The 20,352-nt window shown below is 45.4% G+C and carries 16 protein-coding genes; 12 read left to right on the top strand and 4 right to left on the bottom strand.

Annotated elements, in window-relative coordinates; all coding sequences use genetic code 11:
• Window positions 1-2: 2 nt before the first annotated feature.
• The 5 genes from NFI80_RS12900 (at window position 3) to NFI80_RS12880 (ending at window position 8,230) form a co-directional block, all read left to right on the top strand.
• Window positions 3-2,417 carry an ABC transporter permease gene (locus NFI80_RS12900; protein WP_235162821.1) on the top strand — a complete coding sequence of 805 codons (2,415 nt, stop codon included), beginning with the start codon at window positions 3-5 and terminating at the stop codon, window positions 2,415-2,417.
• Window positions 2,418-2,517: 100 nt separating this feature from the next.
• Entirely contained in the window at window positions 2,518-4,020 is a 1,503-nt protein-coding gene (locus NFI80_RS12895) for a capsule assembly Wzi family protein (RefSeq protein WP_235162822.1), read from the top strand.
• A 149-nt stretch (window positions 4,021-4,169) separates the two neighbouring features.
• Complete coding sequence (locus NFI80_RS12890; protein WP_235162823.1) at window positions 4,170-6,569, top strand: ABC transporter permease; 2,400 nt, start codon at window positions 4,170-4,172, stop codon at window positions 6,567-6,569.
• A 57-nt stretch (window positions 6,570-6,626) separates the two neighbouring features.
• Complete coding sequence (locus tag NFI80_RS12885; protein ID WP_026632302.1) at window positions 6,627-6,914, top strand: hypothetical protein; 288 nt, start codon at window positions 6,627-6,629, stop codon at window positions 6,912-6,914.
• A 107-nt stretch (window positions 6,915-7,021) separates the two neighbouring features.
• Window positions 7,022-8,230 (top strand): YncE family protein, encoded by a 1,209-nt coding sequence (locus NFI80_RS12880; protein WP_235162824.1) that lies wholly within the window; start codon window positions 7,022-7,024, stop codon window positions 8,228-8,230.
• 58 nt (window positions 8,231-8,288) lie between these two features.
• Here NFI80_RS12880 and NFI80_RS12875 read toward each other — a convergent pair whose 3' ends face one another.
• On the bottom strand, window positions 8,289-9,578 hold the full coding sequence (locus NFI80_RS12875; RefSeq protein WP_235162825.1) for a hypothetical protein: 1,290 nt from the start codon (window positions 9,576-9,578) through the stop codon (window positions 8,289-8,291).
• Window positions 9,579-9,753: 175 nt separating this feature from the next.
• On the opposite strand from NFI80_RS12875, the gene NFI80_RS12870 reads away from it, so the two are divergent.
• The 3 genes from NFI80_RS12870 (at window position 9,754) to NFI80_RS12860 (ending at window position 14,641) form a co-directional block, all read left to right on the top strand.
• Window positions 9,754-10,323, top strand: a complete 570-nt coding sequence (locus tag NFI80_RS12870) for an RNA polymerase sigma factor (protein ID WP_235162826.1) — start codon at window positions 9,754-9,756, stop codon at window positions 10,321-10,323.
• 887 nt (window positions 10,324-11,210) lie between these two features.
• Window positions 11,211-13,190 (top strand): T9SS type A sorting domain-containing protein, encoded by a 1,980-nt coding sequence (locus NFI80_RS12865; RefSeq protein ID WP_235162827.1) that lies wholly within the window; start codon window positions 11,211-11,213, stop codon window positions 13,188-13,190.
• Window positions 13,191-13,291: 101 nt separating this feature from the next.
• Window positions 13,292-14,641 carry a GH1 family beta-glucosidase gene (locus NFI80_RS12860; RefSeq protein WP_235162828.1) on the top strand — a complete coding sequence of 450 codons (1,350 nt, stop codon included), beginning with the start codon at window positions 13,292-13,294 and terminating at the stop codon, window positions 14,639-14,641.
• A gap of 26 nt (window positions 14,642-14,667) precedes the next feature.
• Here NFI80_RS12860 and NFI80_RS12855 read toward each other — a convergent pair whose 3' ends face one another.
• The gene (locus NFI80_RS12855) at window positions 14,668-14,898 is read right to left on the bottom strand and encodes a hypothetical protein (protein ID WP_235158213.1); all 231 of its coding nucleotides are present in this window, start codon (window positions 14,896-14,898) and stop codon (window positions 14,668-14,670) included.
• Window positions 14,899-15,001: 103 nt separating this feature from the next.
• Between NFI80_RS12855 and NFI80_RS12850 the strand changes: the two genes are divergently transcribed.
• Window positions 15,002-16,045 (top strand): DUF4097 family beta strand repeat-containing protein, encoded by a 1,044-nt coding sequence (locus NFI80_RS12850; protein WP_235162829.1) that lies wholly within the window; start codon window positions 15,002-15,004, stop codon window positions 16,043-16,045.
• Between the two features lie 104 nt (window positions 16,046-16,149).
• Window positions 16,150-17,127: a ComEA family DNA-binding protein gene (locus NFI80_RS12845; RefSeq protein ID WP_235162830.1), complete on the top strand. Its 978-nt coding sequence runs from the start codon at window positions 16,150-16,152 to the stop codon at window positions 17,125-17,127.
• Window positions 17,128-17,160: 33 nt separating this feature from the next.
• Here NFI80_RS12845 and NFI80_RS12840 read toward each other — a convergent pair whose 3' ends face one another.
• On the bottom strand, window positions 17,161-17,931 hold the full coding sequence (locus tag NFI80_RS12840) for an LOG family protein (RefSeq protein WP_026632311.1): 771 nt from the start codon (window positions 17,929-17,931) through the stop codon (window positions 17,161-17,163).
• An 84-nt stretch (window positions 17,932-18,015) separates the two neighbouring features.
• On the opposite strand from NFI80_RS12840, the gene rpiB reads away from it, so the two are divergent.
• The gene (gene rpiB, locus NFI80_RS12835; protein ID WP_082214011.1) at window positions 18,016-18,447 is read left to right on the top strand and encodes a ribose 5-phosphate isomerase B; all 432 of its coding nucleotides are present in this window, start codon (window positions 18,016-18,018) and stop codon (window positions 18,445-18,447) included.
• Here rpiB and NFI80_RS12830 read toward each other — a convergent pair.
• The gene (locus NFI80_RS12830; RefSeq protein WP_235162831.1) at window positions 18,444-19,856 is read right to left on the bottom strand and encodes a hypothetical protein; all 1,413 of its coding nucleotides are present in this window, start codon (window positions 19,854-19,856) and stop codon (window positions 18,444-18,446) included. The genes rpiB and NFI80_RS12830 overlap by 4 nt on opposite strands.
• A 101-nt stretch (window positions 19,857-19,957) precedes the next feature.
• On the opposite strand from NFI80_RS12830, the gene rbfA reads away from it, so the two are divergent.
• Window positions 19,958-20,341, top strand: coding sequence for a 30S ribosome-binding factor RbfA (rbfA, locus tag NFI80_RS12825; RefSeq protein ID WP_026632313.1), 384 nt, complete (start codon window positions 19,958-19,960; stop codon window positions 20,339-20,341).
• Window positions 20,342-20,352 lie beyond the last annotated feature (11 nt).

Here is a 20,352-nt window from a genome sequence, read left to right as displayed (position 1 = left end):
TCATGCTACGAAACTATCTGAAAATCGCACTGAGGAATCTGCTGAAAAATAACGGTTACTCAGCAATCAACATAGGCGGATTGGCTATCGGGATGGCGGTTGCCATGCTCGCCGGGCTGTGGATCTATGATGAATTATCATTTAATAAAAACCACAAGAATTATGATCGCATTGGTATGGTTGTCGTAGATCAGACTTTTGCAGGTGAATTGCAAAAGTCCAAATCGGTGCCCTACCCATTGGTAGCAGAATTAAAGAGCAATTATAGTGAGAGTTTTAGGTTCATTGTGCCATCCACGCATACCAGTGAGCATATTCTCACCGTGGGTGAAAAGAAGCTGAGCAGAAAAGGCCAGTTCATTGCTGCGGCAGGTCCCGAAATGTTGTCCCTAGATATGCTCAGCGGCTCCCGGGCTGGCTTGCAGGACCAGCAGTCGGTCATATTATCGGCGTCGGCGGCGAAAGCGCTTTTTGGAGCAAAAGATCCGGTGAACAAGGTGGTTATGGTTGATGCTGACCTGCTTTTAAAAGTCTCGGGCATTTATGCAGATTTTCCTGCTAATTCACAGTTTCACGATGTTCAGTTTTTGGGAAGCTGGGATTATTTTATTGCTAGAAACAGCTATATGAGTGAAAAGCAATGGGATAACCATGCTTTGACGATGTATGTGCAAATCAAGCCAGGGACAGATTTTGCAAAGGCTTCGGCGGCGATCAGGTATTCGGAATTAAATGTCATCCGGCACATGGATAACATGAAGAACGAGGTGGCCACCAACCCGCAGATGTGGATACTCCCTATGAGCGACTGGCATTTGTATTCCACTTTTAAGAATGGCGAAGTAAGCTCGGGGCCGGTACAATTTGTATGGCTGGTGGGCGTAATCGGCTTTTTCGTTCTTTTTCTAGCATGTATAAATTTTATGAATCTGAGCACGGCCCGCTCGGAAAAGCGAGCAAAAGAAGTAGGCGTTCGCAAGGCGATCGGTTCACTGCGTTTGCAATTGATCGGCCAGTTTTTTACGGAGTCGTTTTTGGTTGTAATGCTTGCATTTGGGATAGCGCTGCTCTTGTTGCATTTGTCGTTGTCCTGGTTTAACGATCTGTCTGCCAAGGCAATGGCTCTGCCATTTAGCAGCTCCGATTTTTGGTTGATGAGCGTTGCATTTATCCTCATAACAGGCATTTTGGCAGGAAGTTATCCCGCATTCTACCTCACTTCTTTCCAGCCTATGAAAGTGTTAAAGGGAAGCATTATCCACGTCGGCCGATTTGCCTCCATGCCCCGTAAAGTGCTTGTAGTTATTCAGTTCACTGTTTCAATAGCGCTTGTGATCTGCACCATCATCATTTATAGCCAGATAAGGTTTGCCAGGAACCGTCCGGTAGGGTACGCACGTGACGGATTGCTGATGATTGAGATGAAGTCAGATGATTTTTATGCAAAATCCACACTTATCAGCGCCGAGTTGAAACAGACGGGTGTTGTGAAGGAAGTGGCGCTGTCGCAAAGCCCGGTTACCGATGTCTGGTCAGCAAACGGAGGTTTCAGCTGGGAGGGTATGGCAATGGAAAACCCGCCTGGATTCAGTACGTTGACCGTATCACACGAGTACGCAGATGTTGTGAACTGGAAATTTGTTGCAGGCCGTAATTTTTCCAATATGGCTTCGGATTCTGCCGGTTTCATTATCAACGAGACAGCTGCCAGGTTACTTGGTTTTAAACAGCCTGTCGGGCAGACTGTAAGCTGGCAGAGCCAATGGATGACCGGTAATGTCAAAAAGAATTTCAGGATTTTAGGAGTTGTGGAGGACATGGTAATGGAATCGCCGTTCCAGAAAGTGGCGCCTAGCGTCTTTTTCCTTTTTGGATCTCCAAATTGGGTCAATATCAGGCTGAACGATCAAGCCAGCGCCAGCACTGCCTTACCGAAAATCGAAGCGGTTTTCAGGAAGCTGACGCCGACGGTACCATTTGAATACAAATTTGCAGACCAGGAATACGATGCCAAATTCCGGTCAGAAGAGCGTATGGGCAAGCTGGCGGGTTTCTTTGCATCGCTTGCAATATTTATCTCCTGCCTAGGGCTTTTTGGGCTGGCATCTTTCGTGGCCGAACAGCGGACAAAAGAAATCGGGATCCGCAAAGTTTTGGGTGCTTCCGTCAGTAACCTCTGGCAAATGTTGTCACAGGATTTTGTACGGCTTGTGATTATTTCGGTTCTAATTGCTACGCCGGTTGCCCGGTATGCGATGCAGGAATGGTTGATGAAATATGCTTATCGCACTGAAATTTCGGGGTGGATATTTGCCGGAACAGGCGCAGGAGCATTGGTAATCACGTTATTAACCGTTAGTTACCAGGCTATTCGCGCAGCATTGCTTGATCCGGTGCAAACATTGAAAAGTGAGTAGGGTCGGGAACGCCGTTTAATAACATTGAAATAATTTTTGGGTAGAAAGTTTTAGTGCAAACGTCTTTATCTTGCAAGGTAATCCTTCATATAATTGCGTTATGCTCAGGTTTAAGGCCATTTTTTACATTGCAATCTGCCTTTTAACATTTCAATGTCTGCGGGTGAACGCGCAAAATGGAAATGCTTTGCCCTTAGGTTTGAAAGCGGGGCTTGAAGCCGGTGCATACATTTCCTCGCCCGAAAAAACCCCATTTTGGCTGCGCACCAACCAATTCGGCATTGTGCCCAACACCGGCCCTGCGGGACAAATCCAGGGTACGATTCGAAAAGACTATGTGTTTTTTGACAGCCTTTCCAACCGTCCACAAAAAACAGATTGGGGATTTGCTGTAAATCCTGTCCTCAACTACAATGAGCAGAATCAGTTTAAGGTTCTGTTGCCGGAAGCGCATGTGAAGGCGAGGTTCAAAATGCTGGAAATTTATGTGGGTAGAAGGCGTGAGGTGATGGGACTGGGCGATACGACATTATCATCCGGGTTTTATGCAGGCTCGGGTAATGCCCTTCCTATTCCAAAGGTCCAGATCGGAACCATCACCTTCGTTCCCTTGAAATTTACACGCAATTTTCTCGCTGTCCACGCCGGCTTCTCGCATGGCTGGTTTGATACGGATTATATAAAGGGCGTGAGGCTCCATCAGAAGTTTATGTATCTGCGACTGGGCAAGCCTACATCAAAAAGTAAATTTTATTTCGGTTTAAACCACAATGTTCTTTGGGCCGGGCATTCCGAGGAGCTCAAAAAACATCCTGAACTGGCAGTGAACGGCGAATTGCCATCGTCCTGGAAGTTCTATCCCAATGTGGTGCTGGCTTACACTTCCAAAAACTGGTTTACCAAAAACGGTTACGGTTCTTTTGACAGTTACCGTTTAGGTAATCATTTGGGAAGCTATGATTTTGCGTTTGAAACTAAGGTTGGCGACAAGCAGCTGTTTGTGTATCACCAGCATCCGTTCGAAGATGTATCGAGTATGCTTTTTAAGAATGTGCCGGATGGTTTGTACGGTATTAATCTAAAAATGAATGCATTACAAAATAGTGCAGGCTTTGCTCTTTCACGGGTAACATTAGAATTCCTTTCTACAAAAGACCAGTCGGGATCCACATTTTACATTCCCGGAAGCACTTATCAGGGCGCGGATAATTATTTCAACCATTCTCAATATTCCAAAGGCTGGTCTTATTTCGACCGGACCGTGGGCACGCCGTTTATTGTGCCTGGTAAGGATATGGACCAGTCAAAAAAGACGAGTTCACGCTATTTTCCCAGCAACCGGGTGAATGTTTGGTATGCAGGCGTGCAGGGAGGCTGGGGGAATATGCTTGCGCTTACATTGAAGGTCTCGTACAGCCAGAATTTCGGGATGCCGGGCGAAAATTTCAAGCCGGTTCGCGGGCAGTTATCCACCTATTTAGCTGGCGAATACGCATTTCCACATTTGAAAAAAACCAGTCTGACAGCAAAATTCGGACTTGATAACGGCAGTTTGTTTGTCGATTCTGCGGGCGGTTATTTTGGCATTAAAAGAACCTGGTAAGAGGCCATTGGAGGGGCTGTTCAAAGGCGAACAAAGTTGTCCGATTTCGGACAACTTTGTTCGCCTTTTTGTATGTAAGGATTTGATAACTAACTGGTTAATTTTTGGCATAAGTTTGTTGCTGACACAATCTTATCCCTATCTCTGCTATGCTTAAAAACTACCTGAAAATTGCTTTTCGCAATATCTGGAAAAACAAGGTTTTTTCCGGGATCAACATTGTCGGCCTCGCCATTGGGATGGCTGCTTGCATGCTCATTATGGTTTTTGTTTTTTACGAGTTTAGTTTTGATAAAATCCACTCCAAAAACATTTACCGGCTCGATGAAGTCCAGAAGTTCAAAGGCATGGTGGCACCTCAGAAAGTGGCGCTTTCAATGTTCCCGATGGGCCCCACACTCAAAAATGAATATCCCGAGATAAAGGATTTTGTCCGCATCAGTAAGTTCGATAATGTTCCATTGCTGTATCAGGAAAAGAAGACAGAGCTTCCCAAAGCACTGTGGGTAGATGCTAATTTTCTGGAAATGTTTGATTTTAAACTGCTTGAAGGTCAGAAGCAAAGCGTGCTGAAAGAACCCAATACAGTGGTTCTCTCCGAAAAAAGTGCTGCGAGCTTGTTTGGAAAACAAAACCCGATCGGAAAGTCGGTAATCCATTATGGCGGGGATACATTGACCTTCAAAGTAACCGGCATCATGGAAAATGTTCCGGCTAGTTCGCACCTGCAATTCGATGCCTTATTTTCGTTCAGCACCATCACGCGTCCGGATTATATGAACAATTGGGGTGGCAATTGGCTGGTAACCTATCTGGAACTGGCTCCCGGTGCAGATATAGCCGCATTAGAAAAGAAATTCCCTGCTTACCTGGGCAGGCACATGAGCAAAGAAGGCGCCAGCGATTATGAGCTTTTCTTGCAGCCGCTTTCCGATGTCCACGCCAAATCCACAGATATCACCCACGATTATATCAATTATCAGAAATTCGACCGTAGTTACACGTATATATTTTCTGTAATAGGCATCATTGTGCTCGTGATAGCGTGCGTCAACTTTATGAACTTGTCCACGGCCCGCTCTACTGGCCGGGCAAAGGAGGTCGGGATCAGAAAATCGATAGGGGCGCAGCGGTTTCAGCTTGCCGGCCAATTTATCGGAGAATCGATTTTGCTGACATTTATGGCTTTGGTGCTGGCAGTTGCGATGGTGAAGTTGCTGATTCCGGTCGTAAGTAATTTTAGTCAGCGCGATCTTGACTTCGCGTTTTTTACCAATCCTTCATTGCTGGGCAGCATCCTGCTCGGAACCATTGTGATTGGCATATTTTCCGGCTTGTATCCAGCAGTATTCTTGTCTTCGTTTCAGCCTATCGCGGTTTTGAAAGGCACATTAAGGACCGGGAAGGCGAATTTCAGGAATCTGCTCGTTATCGCACAGTTTTCGAGTGCCATCTTTCTCATCATTGCCACTGGCTTCGCCGTGAAGCAATTGCGTTACATGCAGCAAAAAGACCCGGGGTTTGACAGGGAGCAAGTTGTAATCATTCCGCTCGATTCCAAGTCGGGACCAAAATATCAGGCCCTCAAACAGGAGTTGCTCGCCAGCTCATTTGTGTCGGGTGTAACCGGTTCGCAGCAACGCCTGGGCAATAACTTGCATCAGACCGGGGTGACTTTTCATGGTGACGGGCCGGAGAAACAGATCGCATCTTCGCAAGTGGTCGTTGACCCGGATTATTTGTCTTTATATAAAATCAAGATCATTGCCGGCCGGAATTTCCGGGATGATGAAGGCGATAATGCAAAGGCTTACATTGTTAACGAGTCCCTGGCCAAAGAACTTTTAAAAGACCAGCCTAAACTGACGCTTCAAACACTGGTAGGAAAGCATTTCGGCTTCTCGGGCATGGATTCCGCGGGTGTGATCGTTGGCGTAGCGAAGGATTTTAATTTCAATTCACTGCACCATAAGATAGAAACGCTTTGTCTTTTTAACCAAAAGAATTGGGGTTATGGAGAGATGTCGGTGCGTATAAAAGGCAATGATGCCAAGCGTGCTATTGCGGGCATTCAAGGGATTTGGAACAACATTGTGCCGCAGCAGGAATTTAAGTATTCTTTCCTCGACGACCATTTCGCAACATTATATAAGGCTGATAGCCAGGTTAGCGAAATTGTCGGCATCCTTGCTGCACTGGCGGTTTTCGTTTCCTGCCTGGGCTTGTTCGGGCTTGCTTCCTACTCGGCTGAACGCCGGTTCAAAGAGATCGGCGTACGAAAAGTGATGGGCGCTTCGGTGGCCGGCATCGTCGCACTGCTATCTAAGGATTTTCTAAAACTCGTTATCGCTTCCATTCTGATCGCTTCGCCCATCGCCTGGTGGGCCGTAAGCACCTGGTTAAAGGACTTCGCTTATCGGATTGACATTGAATGGTGGATTTTCGCGCTGGCTGGTGCGCTTTCAGTGGTGGTAGCGCTGTTGACGATCAGTTTCCAGAGCATTAAGGCGGCATTAACAAACCCTGTGAAGTCTTTACGAAGTGAGTAACCCATAATTTCATTGATAAACGACTCAGCTATGTTGCATTTCTAACCTTAAACAATCATGAGCCATATCGCTATCCCAATCCCGCCGCTTCAAGGAAAGCAGGAGATTAAAGTTGAAGTAACAATTAATGGCATCAAGCAAAATTTGTTTTATCGTGTTGAGCTTTTTTATTGGGAAGACTGCTCAAATCCCGTCGCGCATCGTGCTGACTGCATTAGCGAAATGCTGTCACATCACGATCCGGATTGGACGGTTTACTATATAGGTGCTCCCAATGATGATTTCGTTCCCATTACCTTCGTGAAAAAAGAGAGCCGTAACCTGCTTAGAGAGGCAATTGCATAGATCTTGAACTAAGCAATTAATATTTAAGATCTTTATTTGCATCATTGTTGCAATATTCAATCCGATGATTCTATATTTGCATCAATGTTGCATTTAAAGATTTTTTTATGAAAAAGCATTTATTCAAAACACTCTTCACAATCGGACTGGTTTTCGCACTCGCTTCCTGCGATAAGGATGACGAAAATCCGGTTACTCCCGCCGCGCAAAGCGAATTCAAATTCATCCGTATCCTGGTCAATGATGAGAGCAGCAAGGAAATCTCACTGGTAGATCCCGTTAAGCTGACTGTTGAAAAATTTGAAGCGCAGTTTCCTAAATCGGCCTTGTATGGAACGCAGGCAGGTCGTTTCGGTGCTTTGGTTAATGGTGCCAATAATTATGTACAGTTTTTTGATACTGGTTTTGAAGGCCACGGAGATCATGTGGATGTGAAAGGAACCCCTAAGTTCGGCGCCTTGACCGGAACAGGAAATAAGCCGACGCACTTCAAGAGCAAAAGCGATGAGGTCATCACTTTCAATGACGGGGACGGCACACTGGCCATTGCGAAAGAGGCAGACTTCCACACGCCGGGTGCTAAAATGACGATTGTCAATGCAGGAAATGTTGCGCACCACGGCGCAATAACGAAGTTTGATAACGGCACTTATGCTATTACCGTAAAAGACGGCTCGGTAGCGGGTACATTGCCTGAGCGTGTGAAAATCATCGACGCTTCCGGTAAAACGCTTTTTGCTTCAACGCTGGCAACGAAAGGCATTCACGGCAACGCCACTAACGGTTTGGTGTCCTTGTTTGGCTCTTCGAGTGGTATTTTGGTTGTAGAACCAAGTGGAAAACAAAGGCTCATTGCACATCCTGCGGACTTTGGTGACGCATGGTTTGGTTCGATACTGGAAGCGAAGGGAGCCGGAAAATTCATCGGTTATACTGCCGCGAAAGGCGCTTATCTGATTGATATCACTGCTAATACAGTAACGCCCATTCTTGCCAATACAGACATTATGCAGGCAAAAGTGGATTATGCAGGGAACAACCTCTTGATCCTGCTGCACAGCGGCGAAGTGCAGATTTTTGACTTAAAAACTAATACAGTTAAGAAAACCGGATCGGTCATTCCTGCAACTGCCAAAGATGAAACCCAAAAGCCGCAGCTCGAAGCAACAACGCGGTTTGTATACATTACCCAACCGAAAAACGGAGAATTGCTGCGGATCAATACCGAAGATTTTTCCAAAGTTGAGAAAATCAAAGTTTCAGCAACACCATATCGTTTGAGTGTCCTGGGCATTGAGTCAGACGAAAGTCACTAGCCATGATAAAACCTTTCGGGTTGTTATGACCCGGAAGGTTTACAAGCAATCTTGTGATTTATTTTTTGTCGGCCGCCAGCAGATCACTGGCTCTCATAGGATTACTCAATAACTTCTCAAATGCTTTCCAGCGTTTTTCCTGGTCCTGGCCGGACGTTTTCTCAATGTAGTTTTTGACCAGGTCCTGACCATAATTGTAGTTGATCACATAGCTTCCGTATTTTTTGATGAATCTGAGATAGTCCGTTGCACCCTTTTCGGTCAGCAGGCAATAGTCTGTTAACCAGCGCAATGCATCTTTGTCATTCATGGATTTATTGATAAGTCCTCTGGCAACTTCATTCCGGGCATAATTCAGGGCAGAGCTTATTTTAAACGCTTCGAAGTAAAGATGCGCGCCGGTGGTGTCAATATTCGCCAAAGGCATCAGAATCTGTTTGCAATATTGTTCCTGAGAGTCGCCGGGAAATGCGATGGAAATGCCATAGTTAGCACTTCCCTCGGCAATGAGCGACTGCGGACTGAACAGCGGATACAGTGAAATTTCCTGCGAACCCTGATCGTAATAAACATTTTTTTCCAAAAGCACATTGAACACGTGATGCCCCGGATAGCCTTCATGGCAGGCAAGGTCAATGGCCCTCTGGATAAAGATAGGCTGACTGATATTGATCTGAATCACGCTTTGGTAATTGCCCTTATACCAGTTATATCCCGACCAGGGCTTGTCCGTCACGTATTCGAGCTTGAAATTCTCGCCTGCAGGTAATGTGTAATGTTGCAGGGTTCGTCGCCTCGCTTCCGCAATGGCAACCTGAAAAACCGTGTGAATCTTATCTTTTGGGATCAAAAACCTCGCAGCTAACTTCTGAAACCGGTCCGGAAGCGCACCCTTGCCCGGCAAAATGCTGTCCATTTGTGCAATCAGGTCCTGAAAATGTTTTTCATTGTAAATCGGTGCAACGGCGTCAAACAGGTCCCGGGATTCTGTATCAAATGCATCACGCTCCCCAGCAACGATCTTTACCCGGCGTTCAAAGGCCATAAGCTGTGAGCCCAACCACTCAGCGCGCTGGCGAATTGTGTCGTTTTTTGTATTGGTTAGCAGGTCAGTAACACGACTTTTAAGCTCTGTGATCCTGAGGGTCAAACTGTCTTTCGGGAAATCAGCCGTGTCCTTTGCCGCTGCCGGTCGCAGGGAATCCGGCCCGTAATATGCATCTACAAAATCGGCGTCATACTGGCCAATGGTAAGGCCCAGTGTCACATATTCCCGACCGATTTGTTGCAGCTTTTCCTCATCATTCACCGATTGCTTTTCGGACGAACAGGCGAGAATTATACACATAAAAACAAATATGAAAAGGACTTTTAAGGTCATTGCAGTGAATAGTTAGGTAAAGTCCCGATCCCACATTGGGTGTAAATTACACAGATTGATTGGAAACGGAACTGGAACAATATTAATAAAATCACAAGAGCCGGATATAGCCGGACATGAACCCAGACAAAAAGCTATCTACATGAATGCCAAGTATACCTACACAGAAGCAGCGCTTGTATCCCTTCTGAAATCTAACGATCGTAGTGCCTTTGAATATTTGTATGATAATTACTCTTCGGCGTTATATGGTATTATTGTCAAGATTGTGAAAGACGAGGAACGTGCCTGTGATGCGATGCAAGATACCTTTCTGAAAATTTGGAAAAATATCGGCCACTACAATTCTGAGAAGGGAACCCTTTTCACCTGGATTCTGAACATTGCGCGTAATACTGCCATTGACAAACTGCGTGTAGAATTGAAAAAGGAACGCGTTATCCAGCTGGAGCTTGTCCGCGATGGCGATCTTATTTCCTCCACGATTTTTAACCCGCTTCCGGCGACAATGGATCTTCGCTCAATCGTAGAGCGCCTGCTTCCGGAGCGTAAAGTGCTTATTGAAATGGTTTATTTCCAAGGATATACGCACGAAGAAGTTTCAGAGCGGCTTAGCCTGCCTTTGGGGACTGTAAAGTCAAGAATCCGGAAAGCTTTGCAAGAACTGCGTGAGATTTTCGAGGTCTGCGCTCCCAAGCCCATCTTTGCTTAATATCAAGCTCACAGTATTTCTACATTACGCTGCTTTATACTTTTAATTTCCTGAATACGAACGTGGTCAGTAAATATGCAATTTTCTGCATTTTACTGTGGATCGACGCAACGTTGGCGTATGTCTTTAAATGAGCCTGCGGTCAATAAGCTAAGTGCACTGGCTTCATAATCTTCTGTTTATCTCCTTCGTCAATTTTTTAACGGCACATTGGCGGTTTGCTGTCTTAGCCGTTACACTATATTCTACACGGCATAAATGGGCAGGGAATTTTGTAGAACTCAAAAAATTACGCAAATTTTTTTTGTCGAATTTTCTCAATGCATTTTTAGCTTCTGCTACAAGTCTCATACAAGCTTCACATTCTCTCCAGACCCCTTTACGAACGCTCGTACTAGAAATTTTTCTCACGATCCAATTCCTTTCTTGTAGAAACGGTTCGTCTCCTACAAGCCAGTCAATGAGTTCCTGATTCTAAGTTTTTGGGATCACTAAAATGCTTCTCGGGAGTTGTAACCGCTATACACATTTAATTCACATTCTAATCGGCTCTTCTTGACAACGTGTAGTACATACCGTTTAATTTAGACTAGAATTGAAATAGTTATAAATGGATCCGTCACTGTAAGTGAATGTGCTTCCAACCACTTGTTGATATGTATAAAAAGTAAATCGCTGATCAGAAGTGAATTATTGAAAAAGTCGTTGTAATAATACTTGCTCTGAGGTTATTAGAAATAATTTAAAAATCCCATTAGACATAAGTTTAAGTGCAGTGTAATATAAAAAAAGTTATATTTTTAGTTGATCTGAACTATACATTTGCACCGTAGATTTTACTTAAACGTCTAGCTATTACAGCCAATTAACTACAAATCAATTATGTTATGAAAAATTTTACTTTACTCATTTGTTCCCTCCTGTTAACCTTCGGACTTGCCGGAAATGCCTATGCCACAGGTGATTGTGGCTGCAGTGATTCCGATAATGCGCTTAAAAACGGAAATTTTGAATCATTGGACCACTGGCAAAAGTCAGACGGTACAAATTTCCGTCTTGACAATGCATACAACCAATGCGGCAGTAAGAACGGCTTGATCGATCAGTCGGGATATGTGTATCAAAATGTGCCTGTGCAAGGTGGAAGCGCCATCAATATGACTGTGTATGGTGGTACGCACGATGTGAGGCAGACGCATAAATTCTATCTTCGTTTCTATGACAAAAACAACAACGAGATAGAAAATGAGCGTGTAACCGTTGATATGGACTACCAGGTTACCGGAAATGGCAAGCTGAAAAAATTCACATTAAAGAAGGATGTTGTTCCTGCAAATGCTGTGAAGGTTCAATTCAGATTTTACGCCAGCGGTGCATATTTCAAAGTGGATGTTGCCTGTATGTCGATCACGCCTCCTCCGGTGACTGCTGATTGCTGCAAGGATTCTGAAAACGCAGTGAAAAACGGAAGTTTCGAAAACGGAACCAATGATTGGCAGAAATTCGGAAACGGAAATTTCAGACAGGATGATCCATACAGCATCTGCGGTAGCAAAAACGGTTTGATTGATGGTGCAGCAACTGTTTACCAGGATGTAACCCTGACATCAGGAACCAGAGTGAATGTAAGCGTATATGGCGGAACGCATGACACAAATCAGGACCACAAGTTCAAACTGGAATTTTATAACAGCGCAGGCGAATTGATCCCAGTTGCCGAAACACCTCAAAACCTGGTTCATATGAACTATCAGGTAACGCAGGAGCACAAGTTACAGCAATATAACCTATCCGAAACGGCACCAGTGGGAGCTACCAAAGTACGGATCAATGTAATTTCCGGAGGTAACTATTTCAAATTCGACGTGGTGTGTATGACCCTTACGCCGCCAACAACGCCGCAATGCGAGACTTGTAACGATAATAAATTGGTTAACGCCAGCTTTGAAGAAGGAACGGCCAACTGGACAACAGTAGGACACGTATTTGCAGATGCTACCATTGCCGTGTGCGGCTCGAAAAGCCTGATCTTAGCAGGTAACGGTTCGTTCCATCAGGATTTCGCCTTTGAATCATCCCTTGGAAATTCTGTTACATTGAGCATTTGGGCAGCGGTGAAAGAGAACAGGGATCAGAAAATCGAAATGATCTTCCTTAATGGCTCCAATAAAGTGCTGGGAACATTGACACAGCAAGTTGATAAATTGGTGACCAGCGATCCTTATGGCTTGCAGAAATACATTCTTGCCGGTGCGATTCCATCAGGTACAACGGTAATTCGCATTCAGGGCTCCGGATCAGAAGATTATCTGGCGGTTGACGGAGGTTGCTTAACTTTCTCAGGTCCTCCGCTTCCGGTAACATTGTCTGCCTTTAATGTGAAAAAAGAAGGGGCTGTTGCCACATTATCCTGGTCAACAACTTCTGAAACGAACTCTGATCATTTTGAAGTTCAGCACAGCGGTGACGGTAAGAAATGGGCGGTCCTTGATATCGTAGCAGCACAAGGCGAAAGCAAATCATTGGTTCCATACAGCTATACTCACACTAACCCTCTGGCTACCAACCTTTACCGGTTAAGAATGGTTGATCAGGATGGCACATTCTCTTTCAGTTCGATCAAAAGCCTGAAATTTGATGGTGACGCACAATTGAGCGTGTATCCAAACCCGACGGTAGACCGCATCGTATTGAACAGCAGCCAGGCCATTTCAAGTGTTAAGTTCTATGATCAGCGTGGTGTGCTGGTTCTGAACACATTACCTGACGCATCTAATGCGATCGACGTTAGAAAACTGAATCAGGGAACATACTTTGTCAAAATCAATGACGGAACCCTGACGCGCAAAATCCTGATCGTGAGGTAACAGCCGCTTGATCTTTTGAGAGCCCTCCATCCGTAATTATCGGGTAGAGGGCTTTTCTTTTGTAATATGTTTCTAACTTTCCGGCACATAAAAAGGCAGCAGTGACGACGGATATTCATTTCAATAAGCAGGATTTTGGTGCTGATTTCAGCTGGGGAGTCGCTACGGCAGCTTACCAGATCGAAGGGGCGGTGGATGTGGATGGCCGTGGCCCGTGCGTCTGGGATAAGTTTGCAACGATAAAAGGCAAGATTAAAAACGGGGATGATGCACGCATAGCTTGTGATTTTTATAACCGTTTCGAAAGCGATATCGAGCTGATCCATGCATTGGGTTTCAAGGAATTCAGGTTTTCGATTTCCTGGTCACGCATTTTGCCGAAAGGTTACGGCGAAGTGAACGAGGCCGGGATTTTATTTTATAATAAATTGATAGACAAATGCTTGTCACTTGATATCGTTCCATGGATTACGCTCTATCACTGGGACCTTCCGCAAGCACTTGAAGATCTCGGCGGGTGGAAAAATCGAAGGATTCTTGAATGGTTTGAGTCCTACGCCACGATATGTGCAAATGCATTTGGCGACAGGGTCAAAAAATGGATTGTGCTCAACGAGCCGATGGCTGTTGCGGGACTAGGTTACACCACGGGATTGCATGCGCCGGGAAGGAAAAGTATCAGCAACTTTTTGCCCGTTGTGCATCATTTGGCCATGTGCCAGGCGATCGGTGGGGAAGTGATCAGGCGCAATGTTGCAGATGCTTATATTGGAACAGCCATTTCATGTTCATATGTACACCCAGCGAGTGCGAGCTTCCGGGACATACGCGCTGCCAAACGCGCCGACGCACTGATGAACCGACTCTTTATTGAGCCCGCATTGGGAATGGGTTATCCGGCAGATGCGTTCCGTTTTTTAGGAAATATTAAACGCTACATGCAACCCGGCGATGCCGAAAGGCTCAAATTTGACTTCGATTTTATTGGTATACAAAACTATTTCAGTGTGGTGGTGAAGCATTCTTATTTCGCACCGGTGGTTTGGCTAAAAGAAGTCCCTGCAAAACTCAGGAATGTGCCGGTAACAGCTATGGGCTGGGAAGTAAGCAGTGATGGAATGTATCACATTTTGAAACAATTTGACGCATACGACGGAATCCGGGAGATCATTGTTTCGGAAAACGGTGCCGCTTTTCACGATCAGGTTGAGGGAGAAAATGTTCATGATCCCGAGCGTAAGTCATTCTATCAGGAATATCTGGCTGCTATCTTGAAAGCTAAAAATGAAGGAGTCAAAGTGAAAGGTTACCTGGCCTGGACAATGATGGACAATTTTGAATGGGCAGAAGGCTACGCAGCCCGATTTGGGCTGGTGCATGTGGATTTTAAGACCCAGAAACGCACTGTTAAGGATTCGGGCAAATGGTTTGCCTCTTTTCTGAAAATGTGAAATGCGACCGGGAGTGGTCGCATAACTTATAGATTAAGAATGTCTTTGGCTTCCTTTTCGGAATAGTAGGGGCCAAGCTCTGCTTCGTCAATAATCTCGTGAACCTGGTCTTCGGATGCGCGCATAGACCTGGCGGCGGATTCATGCTCAGGAATTTCGCTGAAATGGATCATTCCTTTTTGCTGTAAATTTTCGAGGATTTTAGTGATCAATTCTTCTTCCGAGTCATTCGCCACTTCAATGTGAAAGGTTTTCATAGTAGTCTTTTTGTATTTAAAGATATTATTTCAAAAACCATACCGGCGATGCAACCTCCCAGCTAGATTCAGCATCATTCAGAAAAACCTAATCATATTAGACATGAGAAACAGAAAACTACTTTTAATAATGTTTGCGCTTTTCACAGCAGGGGCCGTTTCTGCCCAGGTTGATAGCGATAAGCCCTATGTTACCAAAAATTTCAACGGCGCAAACCTGAAAGAACTTGCCGTAGAAACATCCGGCGGCTCAATAACCGTAAATGGCGGCCAGAACAGCGGATTCAAAGTCGAAATGTATGTCAGACCCAATAATTGGAATGGCAAGAGCGAACTGACCAAGGAAGACATCGAAGACCGCCTGGAAGACTATGACATTCTCATCGGGACGGAAGGAAACCGGGTTGTTGCGACTGCAAAACGGAAAAACAATGTAAAATGGAATGATAAAAAAAGCATTTCCATAGGTTTCAAAGTTTCGGCCCCAAGAAATACACAAACAAACTTAAAAACCAGCGGCGGCAGCATCCACATAGCGTCGCTAAGCGGTGAGCAGAATTTCGAGACAAGCGGCGGAAGCCTGAAAGTGAGTGACCTCGACGGTATGGTCCGCGGACGGACTTCGGGCGGCAGCATTGATGTCATGAATTGCAAAAAGGACATCGACCTCCATACAAGTGGAGGAAGCATTAAAGCAACCGAATTGACCGGTAAAATCCAGCTCAAAACCTCCGGCGGCAGCATTGCATTGAATAGCCTTGAAGGCGACATTGAAGCACGCACGAGCGGCGGAAGCGTAAAAGGCGATGGCATTAAAGGCACATTGAATACCGGCACATCGGGCGGTTCGGTAAGGCTTGCTAATGTATCGGGAAGCTTGCGGGCCAGCACCAGTGCGGGAAGTATTGAGGTGGAAATGGCTAAATTAGGCGATTATGTGGATCTGTCGAGCTCAGCGGGAAGCGTTCGCGTGACCATGCCGATGGATAAGGGCGTAGACCTGGATCTGAAAGGAAACAAAGTGAACATTGCCCTGAAAAACTTTGATGGGGAAGCAGCAAAAGACCGTGTACGTGGAAAAATGAATGGCGGCGGCATTCCGGTTACGCTCTCAGCCAGCGCCGGAAGTGTTTCTGTGAATCAGTAATTATATTGTAAATGAGGGCTGCGAAGGTGTAAAAAACATCTTCGCAGTTTTTTTTGTGACCAAAAACGAAAGCAGCGTCTAAAGGGAAATTAATGTCCCGACAAATGTTTCGTAAAATCGCGTCACTGCTGCAATCGTATTTTGGTATTTCAAGAAAAGAAGCCAGGGGTGCGCTGGTCCTCATGGTGCTCTGCCTGCTTTTGCTGTGGTTACCCTTCTTTTTCCGGAGGTTCCTGTTGCCTGAGCTGCACATCAACGAGCGGCCGGTTAATGTGAAAATGCTCGATAGTCTGGCCGTTGTGTTGGAGAAGGCAAGCCAGGCTAAGAGCAAATCTTTTAAACCGTATCCTAAAAAAACATTCGCACGCAAACCCGGGAAGCCGGCTAAGCTGTCTAATTTTGATCCTAATGTGGCCTCCGTTGACCAACTGGAAACGCTTGGCATTCCCGCATTTCTTGCTAAAAGAATTGAAAATTTTCGAAGCAAAGGAGGCAAGTTCCGAAAGAAAAACGACCTGCTTAATATCTACGATTTTCAGTCAGAACTGTTCCATAAGCTCGAAAAGCACATTGTTTTTACGGCTCAGCCAACATTTGAAAACAACACTGCCGGAATAAAAAAGCATACTGGAAACGATAAGGCACCTTATTCAGCATTTAGTAAGCCTTCGAAAACGGTCATAACGGCATTTGACATGAACACCGCGGATACAACCGAACTTGTGAAATTGCGCGGGATTGGAAGCAAGCTTTCGTTACGCATCCTCAAATTCCGTGATGCGCTGGGCGGATTCCATTCTGTGGATCAATACGAAGAGATTTTCGGGCTGGACTCTGTGGCGCTTGCTGAGCTGCACCGTTATGGAAAGGTCAGCAGCGCAGTGAAAAAGATTAATCTCAATAGCGTGAGTGCCGAGGACTTGGGTAAGCATTCATATTTCAAAAACAAGAAAGTCACTGCCATCATTATCAATTACCGAAATCAGCACGGGCCGTTCAGGAATGTGGAAGATTTGCGGAAAGTGCGGGTTGTGGATGAAGCTATGATAAAAAAAATAGAGCCGTATCTTCGTTTTGACTAGGATACGGCTCTGGTAATGTTGCGACTTGTGTGCTTAGAAGTTTGGCTTCAACATATATTTATTGTAGAAGTTGTCGATCACTTTCACGGCTTCATCCGGCGTGTCTACAACACTGATTAGTTTCATGTCTTCGGGATTAATGTTGCCCTCGGTCAGCATTGTTCCCTTGATCCAGTCGAGCAAACCGGTCCAGTAACTGCTTCCTACAAGCACGATAGGGAAGCGGCCGATCTTCTTGGTCTGGATCAGCGTCATCGCTTCAAACATTTCGTCGAGCGTTCCAAATCCGCCAGGCATAACAATAAATCCCTGAGAATATTTAACAAACATTACTTTTCGTACAAAGAAAAAATCGAAGTTAATGTTCTTGTCAGGATCGATATAAATGTTGCTATGCTGCTCAAAAGGGAGTTTAATATTTAATCCAACCGACTTTCCGCCTTGCTCACGCGCACCTTTGTTACCCGCCTCCATAATCCCGGGCCCACCGCCCGTAATTACGCCATATCCATGTCTTACGAGCTTGGCTGCAATATCTTCGGCCGTTTTGTAATGCGGATTGCTGGATAGCGTCCGCGCCGACCCGAATATAGAAACGCAAGGCCCGATTTTCGCCAGCTTGTCAAACCCTTCGACAAACTCGGCCATTACTTTAAACACAACCCAGGAATCTGCACTTTTTATCTCATTCCAATTCCGGTCTTCAAATGCTTCCTTGATTCGCTTTTCATCTTCGGGAACAGCGGGGTTCATCAGGGAAACGTCTATTAATTCCGCATTGGTTGGCTTTGCTTCTTCACTCATATTCGGATATTCAATTTAGTTGTTGAAGTAGATAATCGTAACTTTGTAAGACCATCATTAAATGTTACAATTAACAAAAAACTAATGAGAAAAATTGCTATCGGTTCGGATCACGCGGGTTTTCCATATAAGGAGCCGGTTATCAACTGGTTAACGACGAATGGTTTTGAAGTGAAGGATTTCGGCACATACAGCGCCGATTCTGCTGACTATGCCGATTTTGCCCATCCCGTGGCTAGCGGCGTTGAAAGCGGCGAGTTCGAGAAAGGCGTGTTGCTTTGCGGCAGTGGCCAGGGCGTTTGCATTACGGCCAACAAGCATCAGGGAATCCGTGCAGCGCTGGTTTGGGATTTGCCATTGGCAGCATTAGCACGCCAGCATAACGATGCAAATATTATTTGCATACCCGTTCGATTTATCGAATTGGAAACGGCACTGGCAAGCGTAGGCGCATTCCTGGCGACGGAATTTGAAGGTGGCCGTCACCAGACCCGGGTGGATAAGATCGCCTGCTAGATCTTACGCTGATAAATCCCTTTCCAGGGACTTAATTCATATTGGCTTCTTAATGCCGGAACGCGGTAAAGCAGTTTCGGCATAATGTTCACTTTGTCGATAACGTAGTCCGGCGGATCCTTTTTGAAGTTGTCGTAGACGTGGATCACGCTGTCAAAATTATCCAGGTTGCGCAAATCATAGCTGGCGAGTTCCCAGTTGAGGTAAGGCGTGGCCGTGTAATTATTGATATACTCCCCTGAATGCTGCCCCAGCACCAGAACGCGCTTATTCTGGATCTGTTCCGGAAGCGCTGCTTGTTTTGCACGCAGATTTTCGAGCTTACCCATGGATATTCCAGGTATAATGCCGCGTAATCCCTGATATTGGATCATCAGGATCACAGCGCCCATTGTGATAAACTGAAACTCATCGGCCCAGCTTTTTTTTCTGAAACTCTGAAAATAATGTGTTGCAAAAAACGCAGCAGGCGGGATGAAGATCACAAACTGCATCGGCGCCATAAACTGCATGAGCGGAATGGTGAACACCGCAATGATAAACCAGAGCGCCATCACCTGCTGAATCCGAGTTTGATAATTGACAAAGCGCAACGTGGTGAAAATCCGCATAAAACCCATCACCCCAAAGCCCAGCGGCAGCAACAGCGACGCGATCAGCGAGGAAAAATCATTGAGGTTATATTGTTTTACCTGAAAGACAGAAGTCAGCAGGTTCCTGTTAAGACTTTCAATGCCATTGTTCATATAAAAGAACAGCACGACCATCAGCAACGGGAATAAAGATCCGAACAGCCCCAGCAAATGGTGACGCACGGTGGAACCTGTATAAAATAACAGCGCCAAAAATGCCCAGATCATGAACAATGAAGCCGGCAGATAAAACAATGTAGCAATCCCGATATAAAGCCCCATTTCAAAAACCTGGGTCGTTACTTCCCTTCTTACCAGGATCTTAACAATGGCACCGAAGGATAAAAGCAGGAATGTATTAGCCATCAGCATGGGCGAAAGCGTGCCCATATCAAAGGAAATGTTCAGGAACAATGCGTATAAAGCACCTGGAAGGAACGTGCGTTCGGGGAAAACTTCCCGGGAATGTATAACGTAGTTGAAATAAAGGATCTGCACGACTGAAACCGTGATCGCGGCGAGCTGATAAACCCATTGCGTGCGGCCGAAAAGCGTGTCGATAAGCCAGTAAGTAAGGCCCGAAAAAGGGCTTACATTGTCCCACACGTCCCGGTAGAGCATAAATCCACGGCCCATTTGCTCGCCTACCAGCATCCAGCTCAGTTCCGGGATAAGCAGCGGCGCACCCCCCAGGAAAAATGGAAGCCGGAGCAGCAGGAAAAATACGACCAGACTGATGCTCTGATACCGTGCGTTAACGCGAAAAAAACTTAACAAGAAGTATGCGGATTATGTATCTTATCAGAATAACTTTCACGAAATTACAACTCCGCATTCTACAAAAACAAAATAAGTCCGGATATTTGTACTTTTGAAACATGGAATCTAAAAGACAACAAAAAGTAGGGAGGCAGATTCAGAAGGATCTTGGGGAGATATTTCAAAAGGACGCACATCATTTGACGAATGGCTCTTTTGTTACCATTACAGCCGTGCGTGTTACGCCAGATCTGAGCATTGCAAGAGCATACCTGAGTTTTTTGCCCGATAAAAATAAGTCGATATTACTGGAAACGATTCAGGAAAACACCAAATTCATTCGTCAGAAACTGGGCGAAAGGGTGCGTCACCAGCTTCGGATCGTGCCTCATCTTCAATTCTATATGGACGATACTGCCGAGTATGCAGCCAAAATGGACCTGCTATTTTCGGATATTGTTATTCCACCAGCTCAACCGGACGAGGACGACGAATCCAATTGATTAAAGCTCCT

It is taken from the genome of Dyadobacter chenhuakuii (assembly GCF_023821985.2).
Classification (GTDB): domain Bacteria; phylum Bacteroidota; class Bacteroidia; order Cytophagales; family Spirosomataceae; genus Dyadobacter; species Dyadobacter chenhuakuii.
Note: the sequence above shows the minus strand (reverse complement) of the source record. Positions and strands in the feature narration are given on the sequence as shown.